At 53.8% G+C, this 20725-nt stretch carries 11 protein-coding genes; 9 read left to right on the top strand and 2 right to left on the bottom strand.

Annotated features, from left to right (window positions below):
* The first annotated feature begins 178 nt into the window (after positions 1 to 178).
* The 8 genes from ACFQ2I_RS18595 (at position 179) to zapA (ending at position 16350) form a co-directional block, all read left to right on the top strand.
* A complete protein-coding gene (locus ACFQ2I_RS18595; protein ID WP_377566868.1) occupies positions 179 to 1834 on the top strand; it encodes an extracellular solute-binding protein in 1656 nt (551 codons plus the stop codon).
* A gap of 14 nt (positions 1835 to 1848) precedes the next feature.
* Entirely contained in the window at positions 1849 to 2742 is an 894-nt protein-coding gene (locus tag ACFQ2I_RS18600; RefSeq protein WP_377566870.1) for an ABC transporter permease, read from the top strand.
* A gap of 13 nt (positions 2743 to 2755) precedes the next feature.
* A complete protein-coding gene (locus ACFQ2I_RS18605) occupies positions 2756 to 3631 on the top strand; it encodes a carbohydrate ABC transporter permease (RefSeq protein ID WP_377566872.1) in 876 nt (291 codons plus the stop codon).
* 37 nt (positions 3632 to 3668) lie between these two features.
* Entirely contained in the window at positions 3669 to 4724 is a 1056-nt protein-coding gene (locus ACFQ2I_RS18610) for a M14 family zinc carboxypeptidase (protein ID WP_377566874.1), read from the top strand.
* Between the two features lie 316 nt (positions 4725 to 5040).
* Positions 5041 to 9750: a heparinase II/III domain-containing protein gene (locus tag ACFQ2I_RS18615; RefSeq protein ID WP_377566876.1), complete on the top strand. Its 4710-nt coding sequence runs from the start codon at positions 5041 to 5043 to the stop codon at positions 9748 to 9750.
* 448 nt (positions 9751 to 10198) lie between these two features.
* Positions 10199 to 11233 carry a phenylalanine--tRNA ligase subunit alpha gene (gene pheS, locus ACFQ2I_RS18620; RefSeq protein WP_377566878.1) on the top strand — a complete coding sequence of 345 codons (1035 nt, stop codon included), beginning with the start codon at positions 10199 to 10201 and terminating at the stop codon, positions 11231 to 11233.
* A gap of 21 nt (positions 11234 to 11254) precedes the next feature.
* Entirely contained in the window at positions 11255 to 13696 is a 2442-nt protein-coding gene (gene pheT, locus ACFQ2I_RS18625; protein ID WP_377566880.1) for a phenylalanine--tRNA ligase subunit beta, read from the top strand.
* Between the two features lie 182 nt (positions 13697 to 13878).
* Positions 13879 to 16350: a cell division protein ZapA gene (zapA, locus tag ACFQ2I_RS18630; protein ID WP_377566882.1), complete on the top strand. Its 2472-nt coding sequence runs from the start codon at positions 13879 to 13881 to the stop codon at positions 16348 to 16350.
* A gap of 737 nt (positions 16351 to 17087) precedes the next feature.
* Here the strand turns inward: zapA and ACFQ2I_RS18635 are convergent.
* Both ACFQ2I_RS18635 and ACFQ2I_RS18640 read right to left on the bottom strand, forming a co-directional pair.
* Positions 17088 to 17495, bottom strand: a complete 408-nt coding sequence (locus tag ACFQ2I_RS18635) for a hypothetical protein (RefSeq protein ID WP_377566884.1) — start codon at positions 17493 to 17495, stop codon at positions 17088 to 17090.
* A 294-nt stretch (positions 17496 to 17789) separates the two neighbouring features.
* Positions 17790 to 18149, bottom strand: a complete 360-nt coding sequence (locus ACFQ2I_RS18640; RefSeq protein ID WP_377566886.1) for a phage holin family protein — start codon at positions 18147 to 18149, stop codon at positions 17790 to 17792.
* Positions 18150 to 18344: 195 nt separating this feature from the next.
* Between ACFQ2I_RS18640 and ACFQ2I_RS18645 the strand changes: the two genes are divergently transcribed.
* Positions 18345 to 20708 carry an endonuclease MutS2 gene (locus ACFQ2I_RS18645; protein WP_377566888.1) on the top strand — a complete coding sequence of 788 codons (2364 nt, stop codon included), beginning with the start codon at positions 18345 to 18347 and terminating at the stop codon, positions 20706 to 20708.
* Positions 20709 to 20725: the final 17 nt, after the last annotated feature.

The raw sequence follows: 20725 nt of genomic DNA on the forward strand, positions 1-20725 counted from the left end.
CGATGGCTGCATCAATCGTCGATACAATCGATGATTGCCAAGGTTAAAGATGGAATATAGCCGCAGGAATGGGCGATTTACGGAAGGACGCTCCCGCTCGTAGGATAAGGGCAGACAAGAAATTGTCTACACATTATTCGACGCAGTAGGGAGCGTCTATGATTTGGAGGAGTCAGCGATGAGTACAAAAAGAAAGCTGGGCATGCTCGCGCTTGTTGCAATGTTGACGGCTGCGTTAGCGGCAGGCTGCAGCGGCAATGAGACGAAAGAGAACGGAACAGGCAACACGGGTGGAAATGCAATGGGGGAGAATGCAAGCGAAAACGGCAGCAACTCGGGTGCAAAGAAAGAAGAGAAGCAACTGAAGGAGCTGAGTATATTCGCAGAGCTTAGCGGCCATCTGTCTTCTACAGGAAAGTCGAATAACGATAATCTCGTCTTCCAGGAGATGGAGAAACGGACTGGCGTGAAGGTAGATTGGATGCATCCTCCGACAGGTCAGGCCAACGAGAAGTTTAACTTGATGCTGTCCTCGGGTGAGCTGCCGGATGTCATTATGTACGGATTCAAAGGACTGCCCGGTGGTGCAGCCAAGCTGGCTGATGACGGCGCAATCATTCCGCTTAACGATCTGATCGAGGAGCATGCGCCGAACTTCAAGCGTTATCTGGATGACAATCCTCAGCTGCTGAAGGAGATTGCTTCTGAAGACGGACAGATCTATAACCTCTCTATGCTGCGTATGGATCCTGCTCTACGTATCTATGTGGGCCCACAGCTGCGCAAAGACTGGCTGGATGCGCTGGAGCTTCCTGTGCCTACGACAATCGATGAATTGTATACGACATTGAAAGCGTTCAAGGAGCAGGACCCGAACGGCAACGGCGAGCAGGATGAAATTCCATATTCCGGGTCTAAGTTCAAAGATACGATATTCGCAGTGGGCAAGCTGCTGTGGCCATTCGGCTCGCACTTCGACTTCATGGTGAAGGACGGCCAGGTGACATACGGTCCGCTGGAGCCGGAGTTCAAGGAAGGTATGGCGTTCATCAACAAGCTGTATAACGAAGGCCTCCTGGATCCCGACTACGTGCTGCTTGACCGCAGCAAGCTGGACAATAAAGTGATGGCGGATAAGGTCGGCGCTATGTACCACTTCCAGATGCAGAAGTTCATGACCACAATGGCGGAGAAGGATCCTGAATTCAAGCTGGTGGCGATGCCGCACTTGACCGGTCCGAGCGGACAGCAGCTCGTATTCGAGAGTGCGTACACTGATATTTCCGTTCCGTCTTTCAGCATTGCAATCACAACGGCCAACAAGCATCCTGAGGAGACGATGGAATGGTTGGATTATGCGTTCAGCGAGGAAGGCAACATGCTGTTCAACTTTGGAGTGGAAGGATTAACGTATGAGATGAAGGACGGCAAGCCCGTATATACAGATGTCATTATGAACAATAAGGATGGGCTCTCCATTTCGCAAGCGATGGGTAAATACATTAAGGCGCTGACCGGCTGGCCGATGGCTCAGGATGTGGAATACTTCAACCAGATGATGCCGGACTTCTCCGTCGAGGCAATCAATATATGGAAGGACGTATCCACCGCAAGTATTCTCCCAATCCTCTCCTATACGGCTGAAGAGGATAAGCAGCAGGCGAAGCTGCTCGCTGAGATTGCGACCTATGCGGATGAGATGTTCGACAAGTTCGTCATGGGCATCGAGCCGTTAGAGAAGTATGACGACTTCGTAAGCCAATTGAAGAAGATGGGAATCGAAGAGGCGATCGCGATCAAGCAGGCTGCCTACGACCGCTACATGAATAAATAAACGAGGTGGACCGCATGCTTCGCACGTTGAGCAGATACAAATACTTATATGCCATGCTGGTCCCCGTCGTGGCCTACTACGCTCTCTTCCATTATGCGCCCATGTACGGAGCGATTATCGCTTTTCAGGATTTTCGCCCGCTGAAGGGCATCGGGGGGAGCGAGTGGGTCGGGCTGGCTCATTTTATCGACTTTTTTACCGGGCCATATGCTTGGCGTCTTATCCGCAACACATTCATGATCAATCTGTACGAATTGCTGTTCAGCTTCCCTGCTCCAATTATTCTGGCCTTGCTGCTGAATGAGATCAGGCACAATCTGTTCAAGAGAAGCATTCAGACGATTACGTATATGCCGCATTTCATATCCATAGTCGTCATGGCGGGCATTGTGCTGGACTTTGCCTCCAGCGACGGCGTCATTAATCGGATTATCGAGATGCTGGGTGGCGAGAAAACGTCCTTCATGACCCGGCCGGAATGGTTCTATCCTATCTATATTATCTCCGGCATCTGGCAGCATGTGGGATGGGGCAGCATCATTTATTTGGCCGCGCTTGCGGGGATCGATCCGACGCTGTATGAAGCGGGAGTCGTTGACGGGGCGGGAAGATGGAGACAGTTCCTGCACATTACCCTTCCCGGCATCGCGCCGACCATTATTATTATGTTCATCCTGCAGATCGGCAATATGATGTCGATCGGATTCGAGAAGGTGTTGCTGCTGTACAACCCTTCCATCTATGAGACGGCGGATGTGATCGCCACCTATGTGTACCGGAAGGGGCTTCTGGAGTTGAATTACAGCTTCAGTGCCGCCGTAGGCATATTCAATTCCATCATCAACTTCGCGTTGCTCGTGTTCGCGAACCGGATGAGCCGCAAGTACAGCGAGACCAGCCTATGGTAGAAGGAGGACTTCCATGAAATTATATCGTACGCCTGCCGGAATGGCCTTCGACATCGGCAACAGCCTTCTGATGGGATTGCTCATCGTCTTCACGCTGTATCCTTGTCTGTACGTGCTGTATGCTTCACTGAGCGATCCCACACTGCTGTACAACAACGGCAAGTTGCTGCTGTTCCCTGTCGGATTCAACGTTGAGGGCTACCAGCTCGTGTTCAAGAATCCGATGATCTGGATCGGTTATAAAAACACGTTGATCTATGTCGTGCTGGGCACGGCGATCAATATGATGATGACGACGCTGGCTGCGTACGCGCTGTCCAGAAGCTATCTTCCCGGCAAGCGCACGCTGCTGCTGCTCATCATCTTCACCATGTACTTCTCGGGCGGTCTCATTCCGAACTTCCTGCTCGTGAAGAGCTTGCATCTGTACGATACGATCTGGGCGCTGGTGCTGCCCGGTGCGATCAGTACTTGGAATCTGATTATTATGCGCACCTACTTCGTGGGCATTCCGGAGAGTATGGAGGAGTCCGCCAAGGTGGACGGCGCTAACGATTTCATCATCTTGATCCGCATTATGATCCCGCTTGCGATACCGATTATGGCCGTCATGGTGCTGTTCTATTCCGTTGCGCACTGGAACTCCTTCATGGGACCGCTTATCTACTTGAACGACCGCGAGAAATTCCCGATTCAGCTTATCCTTCGTGAAATTCTGATTGCGGGGAGCACGGATAGCATGACGGCGGGGGCGCAGGAGCAGGCGATACTGGCGGAAAGCGTCAAGTATGCGACGATTATCGTCTCTACCTTGCCTATTATGCTTGTCTATCCGTTCTTGCAGAAGTACTTCGTCAAGGGCATTATGATCGGCGCTATTAAAGGGTAGCGGAACAGTGGACAACAGGACTGGAGGTCGAGAAAGCATGAAGGAAGCAGAAGCATTAACCGTTCCTTCTTATTGGAAGGGAACGCTGGAAGAGATAGAAGCCGAGCTTGGGAGATTATCGCGCGGCAGGAGCGGGCTATTGTGCCGCTCTGCCGGCGGGCGTCCCGTTCATCTCGTGGAATACGGAGAGCGTCAGGAGCTGTATATGCGCGCCAATTACAATTCGGCATGCGGCGCAGGGAATACTTCTCATTACGCGAGGAGGGGAGCGGATCACAAGCCCGTGCTGCTGATCGTCGGCGGCATTCATGGCAGCGAGCTGGAAGGCATCGTCGGCGTGATGAATCTGCTGCAGGTGCTGGAGACGGGCAAGGATTGGCGCGGCAAGGGGTGGCAGGAGCTGCATCAGCTTAGCAGTAGAGTCCGGTTGCTCGCCATCCCGTGCATGAATCCGGACGGACGCGCCCGCGTGCCGCAACGGACGGTGTGGGAGATGGATTACGAGACGGTCCGGCATTATACGCAGGGGAGATGGAAAGATGGTTCCTTGTGCGAATGGCCGGACTGCAAGGCTGTGCATCCCATCAAGGAAGAAGCGCAATTCCTTGGCGCTTACTTCAACGATGACGGCGTGAATATGATGCACGACCAGTTCTTCAAGCCGATGGCGGAAGAGACGGCAAGTCTGCTTGCGCTGGCAGAGAGAGAAGCAGCGGACTTCTCCATGCTGCTTCATGGCGGCCTGAACTGTCCGCTGCACTTCGTCAAGACGGCTTATGTGCCGGATGCTGTGAAGGGACGCCATCAGCTCTTCTACGATGCGTTCATGGAACGCGCTTCGGAGAAGGGGTACGGCATCGTGCGGATTAATATGCTCGGTCCGGACGGAGCGGAGGGGTCGCCGCCGTCCTTCAATCTGACGTCGGCTCTTCACCATGTATGCGGCGGTCTCAGCATGTTGTATGAATCCAATCAGAACTATGATGGTGAGGGGCTGCGCCTATCGCCGGATGAGATTGTGGACAGCCATCTGCTGCTGTTCCAGGAGATGATGCGTTTCGCGCTTGCGAATGAAGTCCTGCCGCAGGCCTGACAATCGCAAGACGGTTTGTTTTGGGGGATAGAAAAATAGGTTCTAGCGTTGTGCCGTCATCAGCGGCGGCAAGCGCCAATATATCCCCCAGCAAACCGACCCAATGATCAGTCATCCAGCGTTTTCTGCTTCATACTACTTATGTACGCGATGGAGGTATTACGGAACAACAAAATGGAAGCGGATACAATCAGCTTGACTGCTGCATGGGGGAATGAAAGCGGCTGTCCCGGAAATTGCAGAAGGGCAATCTGAGTGCTTGTATCCTGTCAGATCATTATTATAGCCATGAAGGCTGAAGGAGAGTAGAGATTTGATGAGAGTGATGTCAATCTGGCGGAACACTGTATCCGCCCATAAGAGCTGGAAACAAGCAATAGCTGTGTTATTGGTATTCAGTCTGGTATGCTCTTCCCTGATTCTGACTCCGCAAGCGGATGCCAACGGAGATGCAGGACAGGAAGCGTTAGTAGATACGATGAGCGGAGTGATCAATTTATTGCAGAATCCCGGCTTCGAGCAGCCGCTTGCGGCTGACGGGAGCATCCCCTCATGGAAGTCATGGACGAGCGCGGGAGATGCGGTGACGGGCATTGCGAGTGATGAAGCCAAGAATGGTCAACAATCGGCACATATTTCCGCAACGATTAAGGGGACTACCGTTCTCTCGCAAACTGTAGCGGTCGAATCGGAGACGAGCTATGCGCTCTCCTACTGGATAAAGACCGGTGACGTCGATCCGGCAGGCGATGCGCATGTCCGGATACAGTTCCTGGATGCGGCTAATGTGAAGACTGGTCCTAACTATATTGTCGGCAAAGTAACAGGAAGCACAGATTGGAGCCAATACAACAGTGTGTTCACAACGCCAGCGAACACGGCAAAGGTATGGGTAGATGCGGTCATGTTCCGTGCGCATGGACAAGTATGGTTTGACGATCTAATGGTTTTCAATACGGAGCAGTATCCCGATCTAGGCTTTCTTAGCTTCGACGCATCCCTGAAGAATACGGGATCTGTCGCTTTGCACTGGACTTCGCTGCTTCTCTCCAATGATCCTGTGACGTATACTGTGCATCGCAGCACAACAAGCGAATTTCTTCCGAATGCCGGCAACAGAATCGCCGTTACTTCAGCCAATGCCTACATCGATAGGACAGTGGCATCCAATCAGCAATATTATTACAAAATTGTGATGGACAGAGGGGGAGGCGCAGCTCTGTTGGAGTCCGATGAGGTCAGCGTTGTGATCCCGCAGACATTGCCTGCCGTTCAGCCTGCACAGTCGCTGCAAGCGATACGTACGATCAACCGGGAAGTGCAGCTGGCCTGGACATTAACCGCCGATCAGAGAGCCGATGCGATTAAATTGTATGCAAGCGGCGAACCGATTACGGAGCAGAACAAGGCGGAGGCGACACAGATTATGCCTCATTCGCCTATTGACCCCGCGACGCTTCAATATGTCATTGACGGGCAGGTGGCGCAATATATAAAGCCTTACTATGCTGTGTCGCTTGTTGATGGAGACGGCAACGAGTCGGCAGTGGTCTCTGCGGCCGCTTACTCCATCTTGCCTGTCATCGATGAGCAAGCGCCGCTTCCGCAGCATCCTTATCTGTTCGCCACACAGAGCGACATCGACGCCGTTAAGCAGCAGATGACCCAGTATCCATGGCTGCAGATGACATACAACATGCTTATCGCCAATGCGGAAGACGCCATCGTCACTTACGGGAGCATGGCGGAGCCGCTGCCTAAGAACAATAGCGGTCATCGGACTGCCGCGGATGCGGCGAGACTGCTCTCATTCGCCTATGTGCTGACCGATGACGAGCGGTATGCCGCGACCGCCAAGCACATCTTGCTGCTGTATGCGGATTATTACCGGAATCATGATTTTATTTTCAACCAGACCAAAGACGACGGCTATATGGTCGTTCCGCTCGCATGGGCATACGATTTCATCTATAACAGCGCCGGATTAAGCGCGGCTGAGAAGCAGCAGATCGAAGACGACTATTTCCGCGAAGCGGTAGCGCGTCTGAAGACAACCTGGAGAGGCAGGATGAACGGTCAAGGCATGAATAATTGGGCTATTGCTACGGTTGGCTTCCTGCTGCGGGATCAGGCGATGCTGAACGAGGCATTCGATCGCGACGGGTACGGTCTGAAGTACAATTGGCTGAATGGCATCAATGACGACAGCAACTGGTGGGAGCAGTCTATCGGCTATCATGAAGAGCGAACCGATAATACGGTGCTGCTGGCCGAAGCGGCTCATAACAGCAATTATGATCTGTACGGTTACTTGTTAAGCGGTACAAGAGATATCGAATACATCGGCAGGGATGCGCCGAGGCATATCGAAGGGCGGCCGGTCGAGGTCGAGGGCAAGAGCATCAAGGAGCTGCTGGACTTCCCGTTGTACTTCATGTTCCCGGACTTGTCCCGTCCCGTATTCGGAGACTCCGATCACACCAGCTTATTGCCGAAGTATGCTTATGAGTACGGTTACACGCACTATGGCGACCCCAAGTACGGCTGGCTGCTGTCGCAAGCCTTCGGTCCGACTCGCGCTGGCGGCGGAGTGCACGACTACTTCAGCATATTCGCAGCGCAGCCGGAGCTTCCGGCTGGGGCCAGCTTCTCTATCGGCAACGGGCAGTTCAACAAGCAGGGCTATAACAAATTGGGCAGCTCCGTCTTCCAAGACAGCGGATCGGCGATATTGCGTTCAGAGGGCGATTATCAGCACTCTACCAATCTGGCGATGCAATGGAACCGGTTCGGCACGATCGGACATTCCCATGGAGATAAGCTGGGCATCGTGCTCTTCGGACTAGGGAAGGAGATTCTGTCCGATCCCGGAAGATACACATACGGATCGATGGGGCAGAAGGAGTATGCCAAGCATACGATCGCCCATAATACTGTCGTCGTTGACGAGAAGTCGCAATATCCGTATACGGACAACGACGATGAATGGGTGGCGGATGCGCCGGACCGCACATCTCGAGGAGAAGCGAAGGCGATATCGATCGGTCCGGTACTCAAGCTGATTCAAGCGGGCAACAGCAATGTATATGCCGATCAAGGCGTTGAACTGGAGCGAACAGTAGCGCAAATCGACGATTACATCATCGACGTATTCAAGGCGGAGAGTACGAGTAGCGGCGTCTCTCACCGGTACGATTATCCGCTGACGATCAACGGCCAGCTGGAGCAGAGCAGCGTCGCTCTGCAAGCGCTTCCTCCCGAGGAGACGCTGGGCAGCACGATGGGCTACAAGCATATCAAGCAGTTGTCGAAGGGCATGGCGCAGGGCGTATGGAGCACGCATTGGGACCTGGGCGACGATCGGAAGTTCAGGACGACGATGCTTGGAGCCGGAGAGACAGAGGTGATTAAAGGAGCGGGCTTGTCCAAAAACGGCCAGCATAATAATCAGCTGCTGATCGGCAGAAGGGATCTGCGGGAGGATACGTTGTTCTATAACGTGCTGGAGCCGTATCGCGCAGCAGATGAGCAGCGCACGATAACGCCTCTTGCTGTTCAGCAGACGGGGTCCACTCCTGGTGATGCTTATGCCGCAGAGATTGCTTCCGCATCCGGTACGGTGAAGGATATCTTGCTTGCGGGGATGACAGCCGGCATGAAGCAGGCAGGCGCGCTGACTTCGGATGGCGAGGTCGCCTTCCGGCGGGAGGTATCCGGGCAGGATCAGGCGCTTGCGGTTGTGAACGGCTCGCATGCAGCGGGTACGGACTGGACGGTGTCATTGTCCGCAGCGGGAACCGTTCAGTTGACCCGCTTGTCGCAGAGTGCTCTGCGTGTGGATTACGACGGCGGGCAGACGGTACAGCTCTCGATTAACGGACTGCCTGCATCATATGGCGTATATGAATTGGCACTGAAGGATGTGAACGAATGGGCGCCTGTAGCGTCTAGTTATTCCGATGGCGTTCTAACGTTTACAGCAGAACCGGGCAAGATTTATCTGGCAGGTGATGAGGCAGAATTCGGCTCGCTGCCGCTTCCGGTCACCGTGCCGATGGGCTTCCCGCAGCAAGGTCCGGCGCCTTCGCCAGGCAAGCTCGCGATCATCGATTCTCCGCTTAGCGGTCAATTGGTAGAGGCGGAAGACTTCGTATACGAGAACGGTGGCAACGTAACAATTGCGTTCAAGAATGGATCGCATACGACGAATCATCCGCAGGGCGATGCCTTCTATGGCTGGGACAGTAAGGGACATGTCCTGAAGTGGGAAGCGAACGTGACGCAGGGCGGGTATTACCGCATCATGCTTCGTTATGCTACTCGCGTCTACAATTCGGTCCGGGAGTTCCGGATCGATGATGGCGACGCGCATCTGTTCCACTTCCCGACTACGCCGGGGTGGAATGACCGGAGGAACGCTCTGCTTCAGACTGTACAAGGCGAAGACCTGCTCTTCTATCTGGAGCCGGGCACACATACCATTACGATGGAGAATACAAGTGGGGCGCTGAATCTGGACTACATCGTATTGGAGATGGCCGAAGACACGACAGCGCCGCAGATTGAAATTGCTGAACCTGTCGAAGATGTCAGCTATCTGACATCGTACAACCTGCTGCCGACGTTCCAGATGACGGACGACAGCTCAGGTGTCGATGAGAGCGTAACGACGGTAACACTGGATGGGACGGTGATCGATCCCGACGCTGCCATTCCTCTATACACGCTGCCGTTGGGCGCCCATGCATTCACCGTGACGGCGAGTGACCACGCAGGCAATACGGCGAGTCAGTCCGTTACGTTTCATACGGCGGCAAGTGTGGAGAGCTTAGAAGCCCTTCTCATGCAATTCACTCAGGAGGGATGGATTGACAACCAAGGCATATGGAATAGCCTTTCCCAGAAGCTGAAGAATGGCAATCTGGAAGCTTTCATCCATGCAGTAGAGGCACAGAGCGGGAAGCATATAGCCGCTGAGGCTGCCGCATATTTGCTGCGCGATGCGCAATCGTTGCTCGTTCCTTAAGTTGTGAGGGGGGGCGCTGAACGCGCCTCTCCCCATGAGTTGGTATGACCTTAGGTGCGCATCTTCTGTAAAACGAATGTTGCAACTCGCCAACCGATTGCATATAATATAGATTAATGTTTCCAAATGATGTTGATGGGCTTAGATGGAGAAGAGTAAGCAGTGCGAACGCACAGGGAGAGGGCGCCGTAGATTGAGAGCGTGCTCGCGAGGATCGGCTGCCGAAGTTCGCTCCGGAGCTTGTGCCTGAAGGGCATGAACCGCCTAATTGCGGATTCTGCTTGGTAGGGCGGCACGGCTTCCCGCCGTTATCGGGGTTGAGGGATTGCCGGCGGCATGTTGAGGCGATCTGAATCAGGGTGGTACCACGGTTCTTCCGTCCCTTCGGGGAGGAAGGGCCTTTTTTTATTGGCAGAAGCTTGGGAATCGACTAATGGAGGCGATGATGATGAAGGAAAGACTGGAAGCGCTCCGTACGGAGGCGCTGCAGGAGCTGCAAGGCGTGGGATCGCAAGCGGCGCTGAATGATCTGCGGGTGAAGTATCTGGGCAAGAAAGGGGCATTGACGGAAATATTGCGCGGCATGGGCGGCCTTAGCGCGGAGGAGCGTCCCGTTATCGGGGGCGTAGCCAACGAGGTGCGCGGCTCGATTGAAACGGTTATCGAAGAGAAGACTCAAGCATTCATCAAGGAAGAGACGGAGCAGCGGCTGCGCGCAGAGACGATCGATGTGACGCTGCCTGGCAAGGGGTTACCGCAAGGCGCGGTGCATCCACTCAATAAGGTAGCGCAGGAGATCGAGGATATCTTCATCGGGATGGGGTATTCCATTGCAGAAGGGCCTGAGGTGGAGACGGATTACTACAATTTCGAGGCGCTGAACTTGCCGCACAACCATCCCGCTCGCGATATGCAGGATTCCTTCTACATTACGGAAGATATTCTGATGCGGACACAGACTTCTCCTGTTCAGATCAGATCGATGGAAGCGGCGAAGGGCACGACGCCGATCCGCGTCATCTGCCCGGGCAAGGTGTATCGCAGAGATGACGACGATGCGACGCATTCCTTCCAGTTCAACCAGGTCGAAGGTCTGGTCATAGGCCGCAACATTCGCATGAGTGACCTGAAGGGTACGTTGCTGCAATTCGCTCAGGAAATGTTCGGAGCAGGCACGCAAATTCGTCTGCGTCCAAGCTTCTTCCCGTTCACGGAGCCAAGCGCGGAAGTGGATGTAAGCTGCGCCCAGTGCGGTGGACACGGCTGCCGGATGTGCAAGGGTACGGGTTGGATCGAAATACTTGGCTGCGGCATGGTTCATCCTCGCGTATTGGAGATGGGCGGCTACGATCCGGAGGAAGTGACCGGCTTCGCCTTCGGCATGGGCATCGAGCGGATTGCGTTGCTGAAGTACGGCATCGACGATATACGCCATTTCTACAGCAACGATCTGAGATTCCTGAGCCAGTTCGCACGCAAGTAACGAGAGAAGGGAAGAGATGAGATGAAGGTATCCTATTCATGGTTGAATGAATATATCGATTTGAACGGACTGCCGGCGGAGGAGCTGGCAGAGCGCATGACGCGTGGCGGCATCGAGATTGATGTCGTGGAGAAGCTCAATAAGGGCGTAACGGGCGTGGTCGTCGGCCTGGTGAAGGAGAAGGAGAAGCATCCCGATGCGGACAAATTGAATGTGTGCAAAGTGGACGTTGGCGGAGAAGAGCTTCTGCAAATCGTGTGCGGCGCCAAAAACGTGGATGCCGGCCAGCTCGTTCCCGTTGCTGTCGTCGGCGCCAAGCTTCCCGGCGACTTCAAGATCAAGCGCGCCAAGCTTCGCGGGGTGGAATCGCAAGGCATGATCTGCTCCGCGAAGGAACTGGGTATGAATGACAAGCTACTGCCGAAGGAGCAGCAGGAAGGCATTCTCGTCCTGCCGGAAGCGACGGTGATCGGTACGCCGATTGAAGCGGTGCTTGGGCTGAACGATGAAGTGCTGGAGCTGGATCTGACGCCGAACCGTTCCGATTGCTTGAGCATGATCGGAACGGCTTATGAAGTAGCCGCACTGACGGGCCGCGAGGTCAAGCTGCCCGAGACGTATGTGCATGCTGCAGCGGAACACACTGCGGATCATGTATCCGTCACCGTTCTGGAGACAGAACATTGTTCCCATTACTCCGCGCGCTATATTAAAGGGGTGAAGATCGGTCCGTCGCCGCAATGGCTTCGTAATCGGTTGATGGCAGCCGGTATTCGACCCATCAACAATGTCGTCGACGTTACGAATTTCGTGATGCTGGAATATGGTCAGCCGTTGCATGCCTTCGATGCGGATCGCATTCCGGGAGGACGTATTGTCGTACGGCTAGCGCAAGAAGGCGAGACGCTTGTGACACTGGACGATCAAGAGCGCAAGCTTGAGTCTCATATGCTCGTCATTGCCGATGAGTCCTCACCGATCGGGCTTGCAGGCGTGATGGGCGGGGCAAGCACGGAGGTAAGCGAATCGACGGTTAATATTTTGCTGGAATCCGCAAAGTTCGACGGTGGCACTATCCGCAAAACGTCGCGCCAGCTGGGACTTCGTTCGGAGTCCAGCATGCGCTTCGAGAAGGAAGTAGATCCTGGCAGAGTCATCCCTGCTCTGAACCGTGCCGCGGCGTTAATCGCCGAGCTGGCGGACGGTCTCGTGACAGACGGCATTGCGGAAGCGGCAGTGCCTCAAGCAAAGGTAGAGCCAGTTGCCTTGTCGCTGGAGAAATTGAATGCTTATCTGGGAACGGACCTCTCCAGTCTGGAGGTGCGAACGATTCTGGGCCGCTTGCAATTCCCGTATGAGCTGTCTGTTGCTGACGTCTTCCAGGTGCAGGTGCCGACAAGACGCGGCGATATTACGCGTGATGTGGATGTAATCGAGGAGATCGCCCGTCTCTATGGCTACGACAATATCCCGACGACGCCTATTCTGGGCGAGGTTATTCCCGGTGCTCTGACGAAATCGCAAAGCATTCGCCGCGAGCTCCGCAATCGGTTAACCAGTGCCGGCATGAACGAAGTCATCAACTATTCATTCACAAGCCCGGCCAGAACGGCACTGTTCCCGGCGCTGTGCGAAAATACAGTGCCCGTGCGGCTGGCAATGCCGATGAGCGAGGAGCGGAGCGTACTGCGGACAACGCTGATCGCCGGTCTGCTCGATACGGCAACGTATAACCGCAATCGCAAAAACGAGTCGCTTGCGCTGTTCGAAATCGGCAGCGTATATCATACGGATGAAGAGACGATTACCCGCCAGCCTGACGAACGGAGCCGCTTCGCAGCCATGCTGACGGGGTACAAGGGAAGCAAGCAATGGAACAGCAAATCTGAAGCTTATGATTTCTTTGACGCCAAGGGCATATTGGAAACGGTGTTCCATGTATTGGGAATGACGGCTGACGTCTCCTACGAAGCCGCGGCTCCGGAAGGCTTCCATCCAGGCAGAACGGCAGCTGTTATGCTGAATACGGAGAATGGAAAGTCATGCATTGGCTACGTAGGCCAGCTTCATCCGGAGCTGCAGCTTGAATTCGATCTGGCGGATACGTATTTGCTGGAGCTTGATCTGGAGCATGTATTCGAGATGGCAGATAGAGAGATTGTCTACAAGCTACTGCCGCGTTATCCATCCATGCAACGTGACATTGCCGTCGTAGTCGATGAGGCGGTACCGGCTGCGAGTCTGACTGATAGCGCTAGGCAAGCGGCGGGAGAGCTGCTGGAGTCGGTATCTGTATTTGACGTGTATACGGGAGACCGTCTTGGCGCAGGCAAGAAGAGCATTGCGATATCGCTCGTCTATCGCCATGAGGAGCGGACTTTGACCGATGAAGAGGTAACGGAACGGCACGGGAAGATTGTGCAAATATTGGAACAATCTTTTGGAGCGGAATTGCGCAAATAAGCAGGAAACCTCCTAAGCCGCATCGAATAAGTTCCTAGTGAACGCCGATGCGGCTTTTTCTGCATCGAAATTGACTGTGATTGCCTGCTGACAGGCGCATTGACAACGCATTTAACTGGTAGCTTTCATTGATAAGCTACGGGATAAGGCGTTTTCGGCTTGAAGATTGGGAGGGACAGCGAATGGAAGCTGATCAAGTGGTTGTAACTGTTGATATATATGGTATTCAATATAAGATTAAAGGTCATTCTAATGCGGACTATATGAAGAAAGTGGCGACCTCGATCGACGATAGCATGCGAAAGCTAGCCAAGAGTTATCCTATGTTGGATACGCAAAAGCTGGCAGTGCTGTCTGCTGTTCAAATTACGGAAGAAGTGTTCAGGCTCAGGCGCGATAACGCTCAATTGCAAGAAGAGGAAGCTCGAATGCATGCCCTTCAAGAGCAATTGGACAAAGAAAAAATTCGTATCGAGCAATTGCAAGTCAATGCAAACCGTGTGGAGCAGCAAGCGAAGGAAAAACAGGCGGAGCTGGCGAAGGCGGCCGAGCAGGAGCTTGCCAAGGTGAAGGCCGACCTGGAGGAGCGTCTGAAGCAGCAAAGCGAGAAGGCAGCAGCGGAGCTGCAGGCTCGGGACGCAAAGCTGAAGGAGCAGGAGCAGGAGAAAAATCAAGCGATTGAAAGATTGACCCAAAAGCTTGCGATGGAGAAAAAGACGGAATTAGTGGGTCTGAAGGGCAAGCTGGAAACCGAACTTGCGAAGCAGGCGAGCGAGAAGGATTCAATCATTGCCCAGCTTACTGAGGAGAAGGAGAAAGCCCTTGCGAGTATGGCCGATGAACGCAGGCAGCAGGAGGAAGAGCATGCGAAAGCGATAGAGTCGGAGAAGTCGCGGATTCATGAAGAGTGGCAGCAAAAGTGGGGGCAAAGAGAGCAGCAGTGGAAGCAGGCCGAAGAAGAAAAGCGAACAGCGGCCGATCTCCAGGTGCAGCAAAGGGAAGAACGTTACAATAAGGAGCTGCTGAAGAAGGAAGCCGGCTTCAAGGAGGATCTGGAGCGCAGAAGAAGCAATTGGCTTCAGGAACGGGATAAGCTTCGGGAGAACGTAGCCCAGTTGGAGCGGGAGAAGTCGGAATTGCAGGCAGCTATCGATAAGAATACATTGGAATTCAGCTCGCTTGAATCCAATTATGCTGCGGCTGTACAGGAGAAGGAGCAGTGCAAGGAACGGATTGTGGAGCTGGAGGGAGAGCTTGCTGCGCTTCGCGCGAAGCTGGCGGAGCAGGAAGAGGCACACACAGCTGACAAGTCGGCATTGGAGCATCGGATTGCGCTTGCCGAAGAGCAGCTGGTAACGGCGATGGAGCAGGAAGAGTCGCTTAGAGGCACGATTGCACAATTAGAGCAGGAACGGGAAGAGCAACAGGAGCAGCTTCGATCCGCGAAGGATGATATGAAGCAGCTTGCTGATACGGCAGTGAAGCATAATGAGCGGATTGAGCAGCTTGTACATAAATGCAGCGAATACGAGGAGTTGTATCTGCAGCTGCAGATCGATTACAAGGAGCTGGAAGGCAGGTCTGCGCAAGAGCTGAGCGAGCAGCGTGCGGAGCTGGAGCGCGCGGCGGCAGCGAAGCTGGGCGAGCAGCGTGCGGAGCTGGAGCGCGCGTCGGAGGCGAAGCTTGGCGAGCAGCGTGCGGAGCTGGAGCGCGCGTCGGAGGCGAAGCTGAGCGAGCAGCGCGCGGAGCTGGAGCGCGCGGCCGAGGCGAAGCTGAGCGAGCAGCGCGCGAAGCTGAGCGAGCAGCGTGCGGAGCTGGAGCGCGCGTCGGAGGCGAAGCTGAGCGAGCAGCGTGCGGAGCTGGAGCGCGCGTCGGAGGCGAAGCTGAGCGAGCAGCGTGCGGAGTTGGAGCGCGCGGCCCAGGTAGAGCTGGACGGGCAGCTTGAGGAGCTGCTGGCTACTGCAGAAGCTGAGCTGACCGAGCAGCGAAAGCAATGGCAAGCGACTCTGGAAGAGAAGCAACATCTGCTTTCCCACGACCACCAGCGGGAGGTCTCGAAGCTTACAGCGAAAATTGAGGAACTGGAAGGGCAGTTGGATGCCGGCCGGGAAGGTCTTCACCAACATGCGAAAGAACTGGCCGACTACAAGCAGAAGCTGTTGGAGCTGAAGACGGCGGAACAGGATTGGCAGAAGCAACTGTCCGCGCAGCAAGAGAAGGAAGAGGATTTAATCGGTCAACTGGAATTGACAGCCGCCCGAGAGCGGTTGGCATCGGGTCAGCTGGCATCCATGATGGAACGTGAAGAACAGTTGGTCAAGGAGTTGGAAGAGCAGAAGCTCACAGCTCAAGAAGCAGCAGAAGAAGCGAGACGCTTGAAGCAAGCACAGCTGGCATTGACAGCGCAGGAGGATGAATTGCGCGAACGTCTGGAACTGGCGATGCAAGAAGCGGCATCCGCTACTGATCTTGAGCAAAGTTGGCAAGAGAAGTTGGAGGATCTCCAGCATGAACAGCAAGAGGCTGCCCGTCAGAAGGAGCGCGTCGAGCAAGAGCTGGCCGAGTTGCTCGACGAGCATCGCAAGTTGAAGAAGGAATATTCGAAGCTTCAGACGGAGTTCAACGAATGGATAGAGCTGATTGAGCAGAGCTGAGCAACGATGAGTCAGGAATAATAACATCAGACTAGCAGTTGAAATGGAGGGGTGTCCCAAAAGTCGATAATCGACGATTAGGGACACCCCTTAAATGGATTTCATGTCATTATTTCAAACTGAGATGGCGTAGACGTACAACTTAAATGGAAATTGTACATTTATTTAAGCAGTATTGATCGATATGAGCTGAAATGAATGAAAATAATAGCAAGAAATCCATTTGGAAGGTCGCACAACCGCGAGAAAGGAAGAAATAAATACAGAAAATCCAGTTGTTGCGAGCACCAAGCTTATCATTTCCATCAAAGTGTGTCCAAGTCCAAACCCATCAAAGTGAGTCCGAGCTGATCCAAGCCTGTAGTTCCATCAAAGTGAGTCCAAGCTGATCCAAGCCTGTAGTTCCATCAAAGTGAGTCCGAGCTCATCAAAGTCCATACTAGAAAAGTTACTAAATCCAATCAAGTATCTTATCATCCATCCACCATACACGCCTACGTTATTCCAACACCTTACGCCACCATGCCCCTCCGTACATTGCTTCTGAACCCGCTCCACTCCCCTTTCGAAGCAACCTACGAAGCTGACCAGTATCCTCCAGTTACGCACCCGTTGATAATCGCCTAATTATCGGACAACATCCAGACGACTAAGAAACAAAAATAAGGCGCTGCAAGGAAAGTGGTTTACTTTCTCTACAGCGCCTTAATTAGGTCAACCTGACTCTTAAATTTCTGCTATTCTACGATAAGCTTCGCCCGCATTTTTGCATGGCCAACGCCGCATGAGACAGAGCAAATGATGTTGTATGTGCCGGGCTCGTCAATTTTGACGGAGACGGTTTCGTCCATGCCTATGTTTGTGTAATCCGTTTTCAAAATGCCCATGCCGTGTACGCCTTCAATGGATTTGAATGTCAAATCAATCGGCTCACCAGCTTTAATTTTGTACTCTTCTTGATCAAATTCCCAGTTCGATGCTGTAATGACCAGACCGGAACCGGAGCTAGCCGGCGCAGAATTCACTTCGCCCTTTCCGCCTTCTGCAGTACCGCTGGCAGGCTTATTACCGCCGGAGTTGGCGCCGCATGCAGCGACTACGAGCGCAATGCTCAAGATTGAAATAAATACGACCCATTTCTTCATTATACAGATTCTCCTTCCTGTCAATAAATAGCTGTAAGGACTATTCATACTCATTGTAGCGAAGAATCTCACAGCTTTATACATGACTTATGGCAACGATGTGACAACATCATGACAGTATGTTGAAAAAAAGAATGGCCCATGTCCGTTAGCGACGGAAGCATGGGCTGGAGAGGTCATTTATGCTCATTAATGAAGGGACATGATTCGCCTTGAAGGCTTCTTAGTTCTGTCTCGTTACGCTGGCGCTAACGCTCATTGCTTACAGCGGTTCTCCGAATAAGTATGCTGTATCTAGTCGTTGCGGCTTCTGCCTGCTTCATATGGCGTGCTGACGGGAATGAACAGATCGATAATCCCGATAGCCAGCGCCGCCAGAATGGCGCCCAGCCAGGAGACATCCACGCCGCCAACGATGAACTGTGCCACCCAGATGACGGCTGCACTTGCTAGGAAGCCGACGATGCCCCTGCCGAACGGAGTCACTTTCTTGCCGAATATGGCCTCAACAATCCAGCCAAGGACAGCAATGACCAGTGCGAGGAACAGCGCGCTCCAGAATCCGCCGACACTAAATTGAGGAACTATCCAGCCAACAACCATTAAAACCAATGCCGAAACAATAAATCGGACAACATGTCCCAAGAACGTCATTATAGTATTCCTCCTTTGAATTTGGTGGATATATGACTTTATAGTTACTGCACGAAGGAACTTTCATGTGCGGTTCATGCACTAATAGTGTGACCGTAATGACATAAATTATGCTTGTCGATGCTCTAAACGATTTCCGCCCGTGCAACGGGTTCAGTCATCGGCTATAATATAATGGCGAGAGGAGTGTTACGCTTGAATGGAAAGATATTGAAAACGTTGGAATATAGCAAAATTATAGATAAATTAGCTCAGCATGCCGCCACATCGCTAGGCAAAGCCGCTGCATTGGAGCTTCAACCGATCAGCGAGCTGGACAATGTGAACGAAATGCTGCAAGCGACCGATGAGGCGTATGCGGCGGATCGGTTGAAGGGTAGCGCGCCGTTCGGCGGAGTATCCGATATACGCTCTGCGCTGCATCGATCGAAGATCGGCGGCACTCTGAATCCGTCGGAGCTGCTGAGCGTCGGCTCCACCTCCAGAGGAGGACGCCGCGTCAAGAAGCATATTATGGCTATTCATGAAGGACATCCCATACCGCTGCTCAGAGGCCTCGCGGATCATGTGCAGGAGCACAAATCATTGGAGGATCAGATATTCTCCTGTATCGGCGAAGAGGCGGAAGTGCTCGACAGCGCCAGTATGGAGCTTGCCTCCATCCGCCGCGAGCTCCGTTCCGGAGAGTCCCGCATCAGGGAGAAGCTGGAGGCAATGATCCGTTCCTCTTCGGTCCAGAAGATGCTGCAAGACGCTATCGTGACACTGCGCGGCGATCGTTTCGTCATTCCTGTGAAAGCGGAATACCGCTCCAGCTTCGGCGGCATCATTCATGACCAGTCAGGCTCAGGCGCGACGTTGTTCATCGAGCCGGAAGCGATCGTGGCCATGAACAACAAGCTGCGAGAGCTGAAGGCGTCCGAGATAAGAGAGATCGAGAAGATTTTGCAGATGCTTACTGCGGCAGTCGCGGATTGCGCAGACGATCTGTTGATCAACTCCGACATATTGGGTCAGCTCGACTTCACTTTCGCCAAGGCGAGATTGGCGCATTCGATGAAAGCTTCCCGTCCACGTATGAACGACAGGGGCTTCATCAAGCTGAAGCGTGGCCGTCATCCGCTTATTGAACAAGCGAAGGTCGTTCCGCTCGATATTGAGCTCGGCAATTCGTACAGCAGTATTATTGTGACCGGTCCGAACACGGGCGGCAAGACGGTAACCCTCAAGACGATCGGGCTGCTTAGCTTGATGGCCATGTCAGGCTTGTTCGTGCCGGTGGAGGAAGGCAGCCAGCTATGTGTATTCGATGCCATCTATGCCGATATCGGGGATGAGCAGAGCATTGAGCAAAGCTTGAGTACGTTCTCCAGCCATCTGACGAACATTATATCCATTCTGGGAGAGATGACCTCCAAGAGTCTCGTCCTGCTGGACGAGCTTGGGGCCGGCACCGATCCGGCGGAGGGATCCGCGCTGGCAATTGCTATTCTGGAGCATGTACACTCCAAGGGCTGCCGCATCGTCGCGACGACGCATTATAGCGAGTTGAAGGCATATGCGTATAACCGCAAGGGCGTCATTAACGCCAGCATGGAATTCGATGTAGCAACATTAAGTCCGACCTATCGCTTGCTCGTAGGCGTACCGGGACGAAGCAACGCATTCGCCATTGCCGAGCGTCTGGGATTGCATCGATCCATCATCGAACGGGCCGCTGGCGAAGTGAGCGAGGAGGATCAGCGGATCGAGAGCATGATCGCCTCACTGGAGGAGAATCGTCTGAGCGCGGAATTAGAGCGTCAGACCGCGGAGGAACTGCGGCGCGAGATGGAGGAACTGAGAGCGAAGCTCAAGGCCGAGCGCGAACGGTTCCAGGAACAGAAGGATAAGCTGCTTGAGAAGTCGAAGGATGAGGCTCGCCAGGTGCTTGCGAAGGCGAAGGCGGAAGCCGAGGCGATCATCGCGGATCTCAGGAAGCAGGCGCTGGCGGAAGGCGCGTCCATTAAAGAGCACAAGCTGATCGAAGCCCGCCGCAAGCTGGAAGAGGCCGCGCCGAAGGAGCCTGTACGCAAGCGAAGCGTGTCAACCTCAGGCAAGCAGGAGAAGCTCGAGGTGGGGGACGAGGTGAAGGTGCTTAGCTTGAATCAGAAGGGCTTCATCGTGGAGATGCATAGCTCGGAAGCGACTGTGCAGCTAGGCATATTGAAGATGAAGGTTGCCCTGGAAGATATGGAGCTCATGAAGGCGAAGCAGTCGACCGCTCCCGCCCCCGTGAAGAATGCAGCGAGCCTGAAGCGTACGCGCGGCGACGATGTGAAGATGGAGCTCGATCTGCGCGGTGAAAGTCTGGAAGAGGCGATTATGGAGGTTGACCGCTTCCTGGACGAGTCATTCCTTGCCGGGATGGGGCAGGTGTATTTGATTCATGGCAAAGGAACGGGTGTTCTACGCTCCGGCATCCAGCAGTATTTACGCAAGCACAGTCATGTGAAGAGCTTCCGCAGCGGGAACTACGGGGAAGGCGGCATAGGTGTTACCGTCGCTGAATTGAAGTAGATCTGAACATAGAGAGG

Source organism: Paenibacillus chungangensis, assembly GCF_042675905.1.
In the GTDB taxonomy this organism is placed as follows: domain Bacteria; phylum Bacillota; class Bacilli; order Paenibacillales; family Paenibacillaceae; genus Pristimantibacillus; species Pristimantibacillus chungangensis.

What these genes read in the sequence shown, in the direction of transcription:
- ACFQ2I_RS18595 (WP_377566868.1), top strand. Translation starts at nt 179, where the DNA reads ATGAGTACAAAAAGAAAGCTGGGCATGCTCGCGCTTGTTGCAATGTTG.
- ACFQ2I_RS18600 (WP_377566870.1), top strand. Translation starts at nt 1,849, where the DNA reads ATGCTTCGCACGTTGAGCAGATACAAATACTTATATGCCATGCTGGTC.
- ACFQ2I_RS18605 (WP_377566872.1), top strand. Translation starts at nt 2,756, where the DNA reads ATGAAATTATATCGTACGCCTGCCGGAATGGCCTTCGACATCGGCAAC.
- ACFQ2I_RS18610 (WP_377566874.1), top strand. Translation starts at nt 3,669, where the DNA reads ATGAAGGAAGCAGAAGCATTAACCGTTCCTTCTTATTGGAAGGGAACG.
- ACFQ2I_RS18615 (WP_377566876.1), top strand. Translation starts at nt 5,041, where the DNA reads ATGAGAGTGATGTCAATCTGGCGGAACACTGTATCCGCCCATAAGAGC.
- pheS (WP_377566878.1), top strand. Translation starts at nt 10,199, where the DNA reads ATGAAGGAAAGACTGGAAGCGCTCCGTACGGAGGCGCTGCAGGAGCTG.
- pheT (WP_377566880.1), top strand. Translation starts at nt 11,255, where the DNA reads ATGAAGGTATCCTATTCATGGTTGAATGAATATATCGATTTGAACGGA.
- zapA (WP_377566882.1), top strand. Translation starts at nt 13,879, where the DNA reads ATGGAAGCTGATCAAGTGGTTGTAACTGTTGATATATATGGTATTCAA.
- ACFQ2I_RS18635 (WP_377566884.1), bottom strand. Translation starts at nt 17,495, where the DNA reads ATGAAGAAATGGGTCGTATTTATTTCAATCTTGAGCATTGCGCTCGTA.
- ACFQ2I_RS18640 (WP_377566886.1), bottom strand. Translation starts at nt 18,149, where the DNA reads ATGACGTTCTTGGGACATGTTGTCCGATTTATTGTTTCGGCATTGGTT.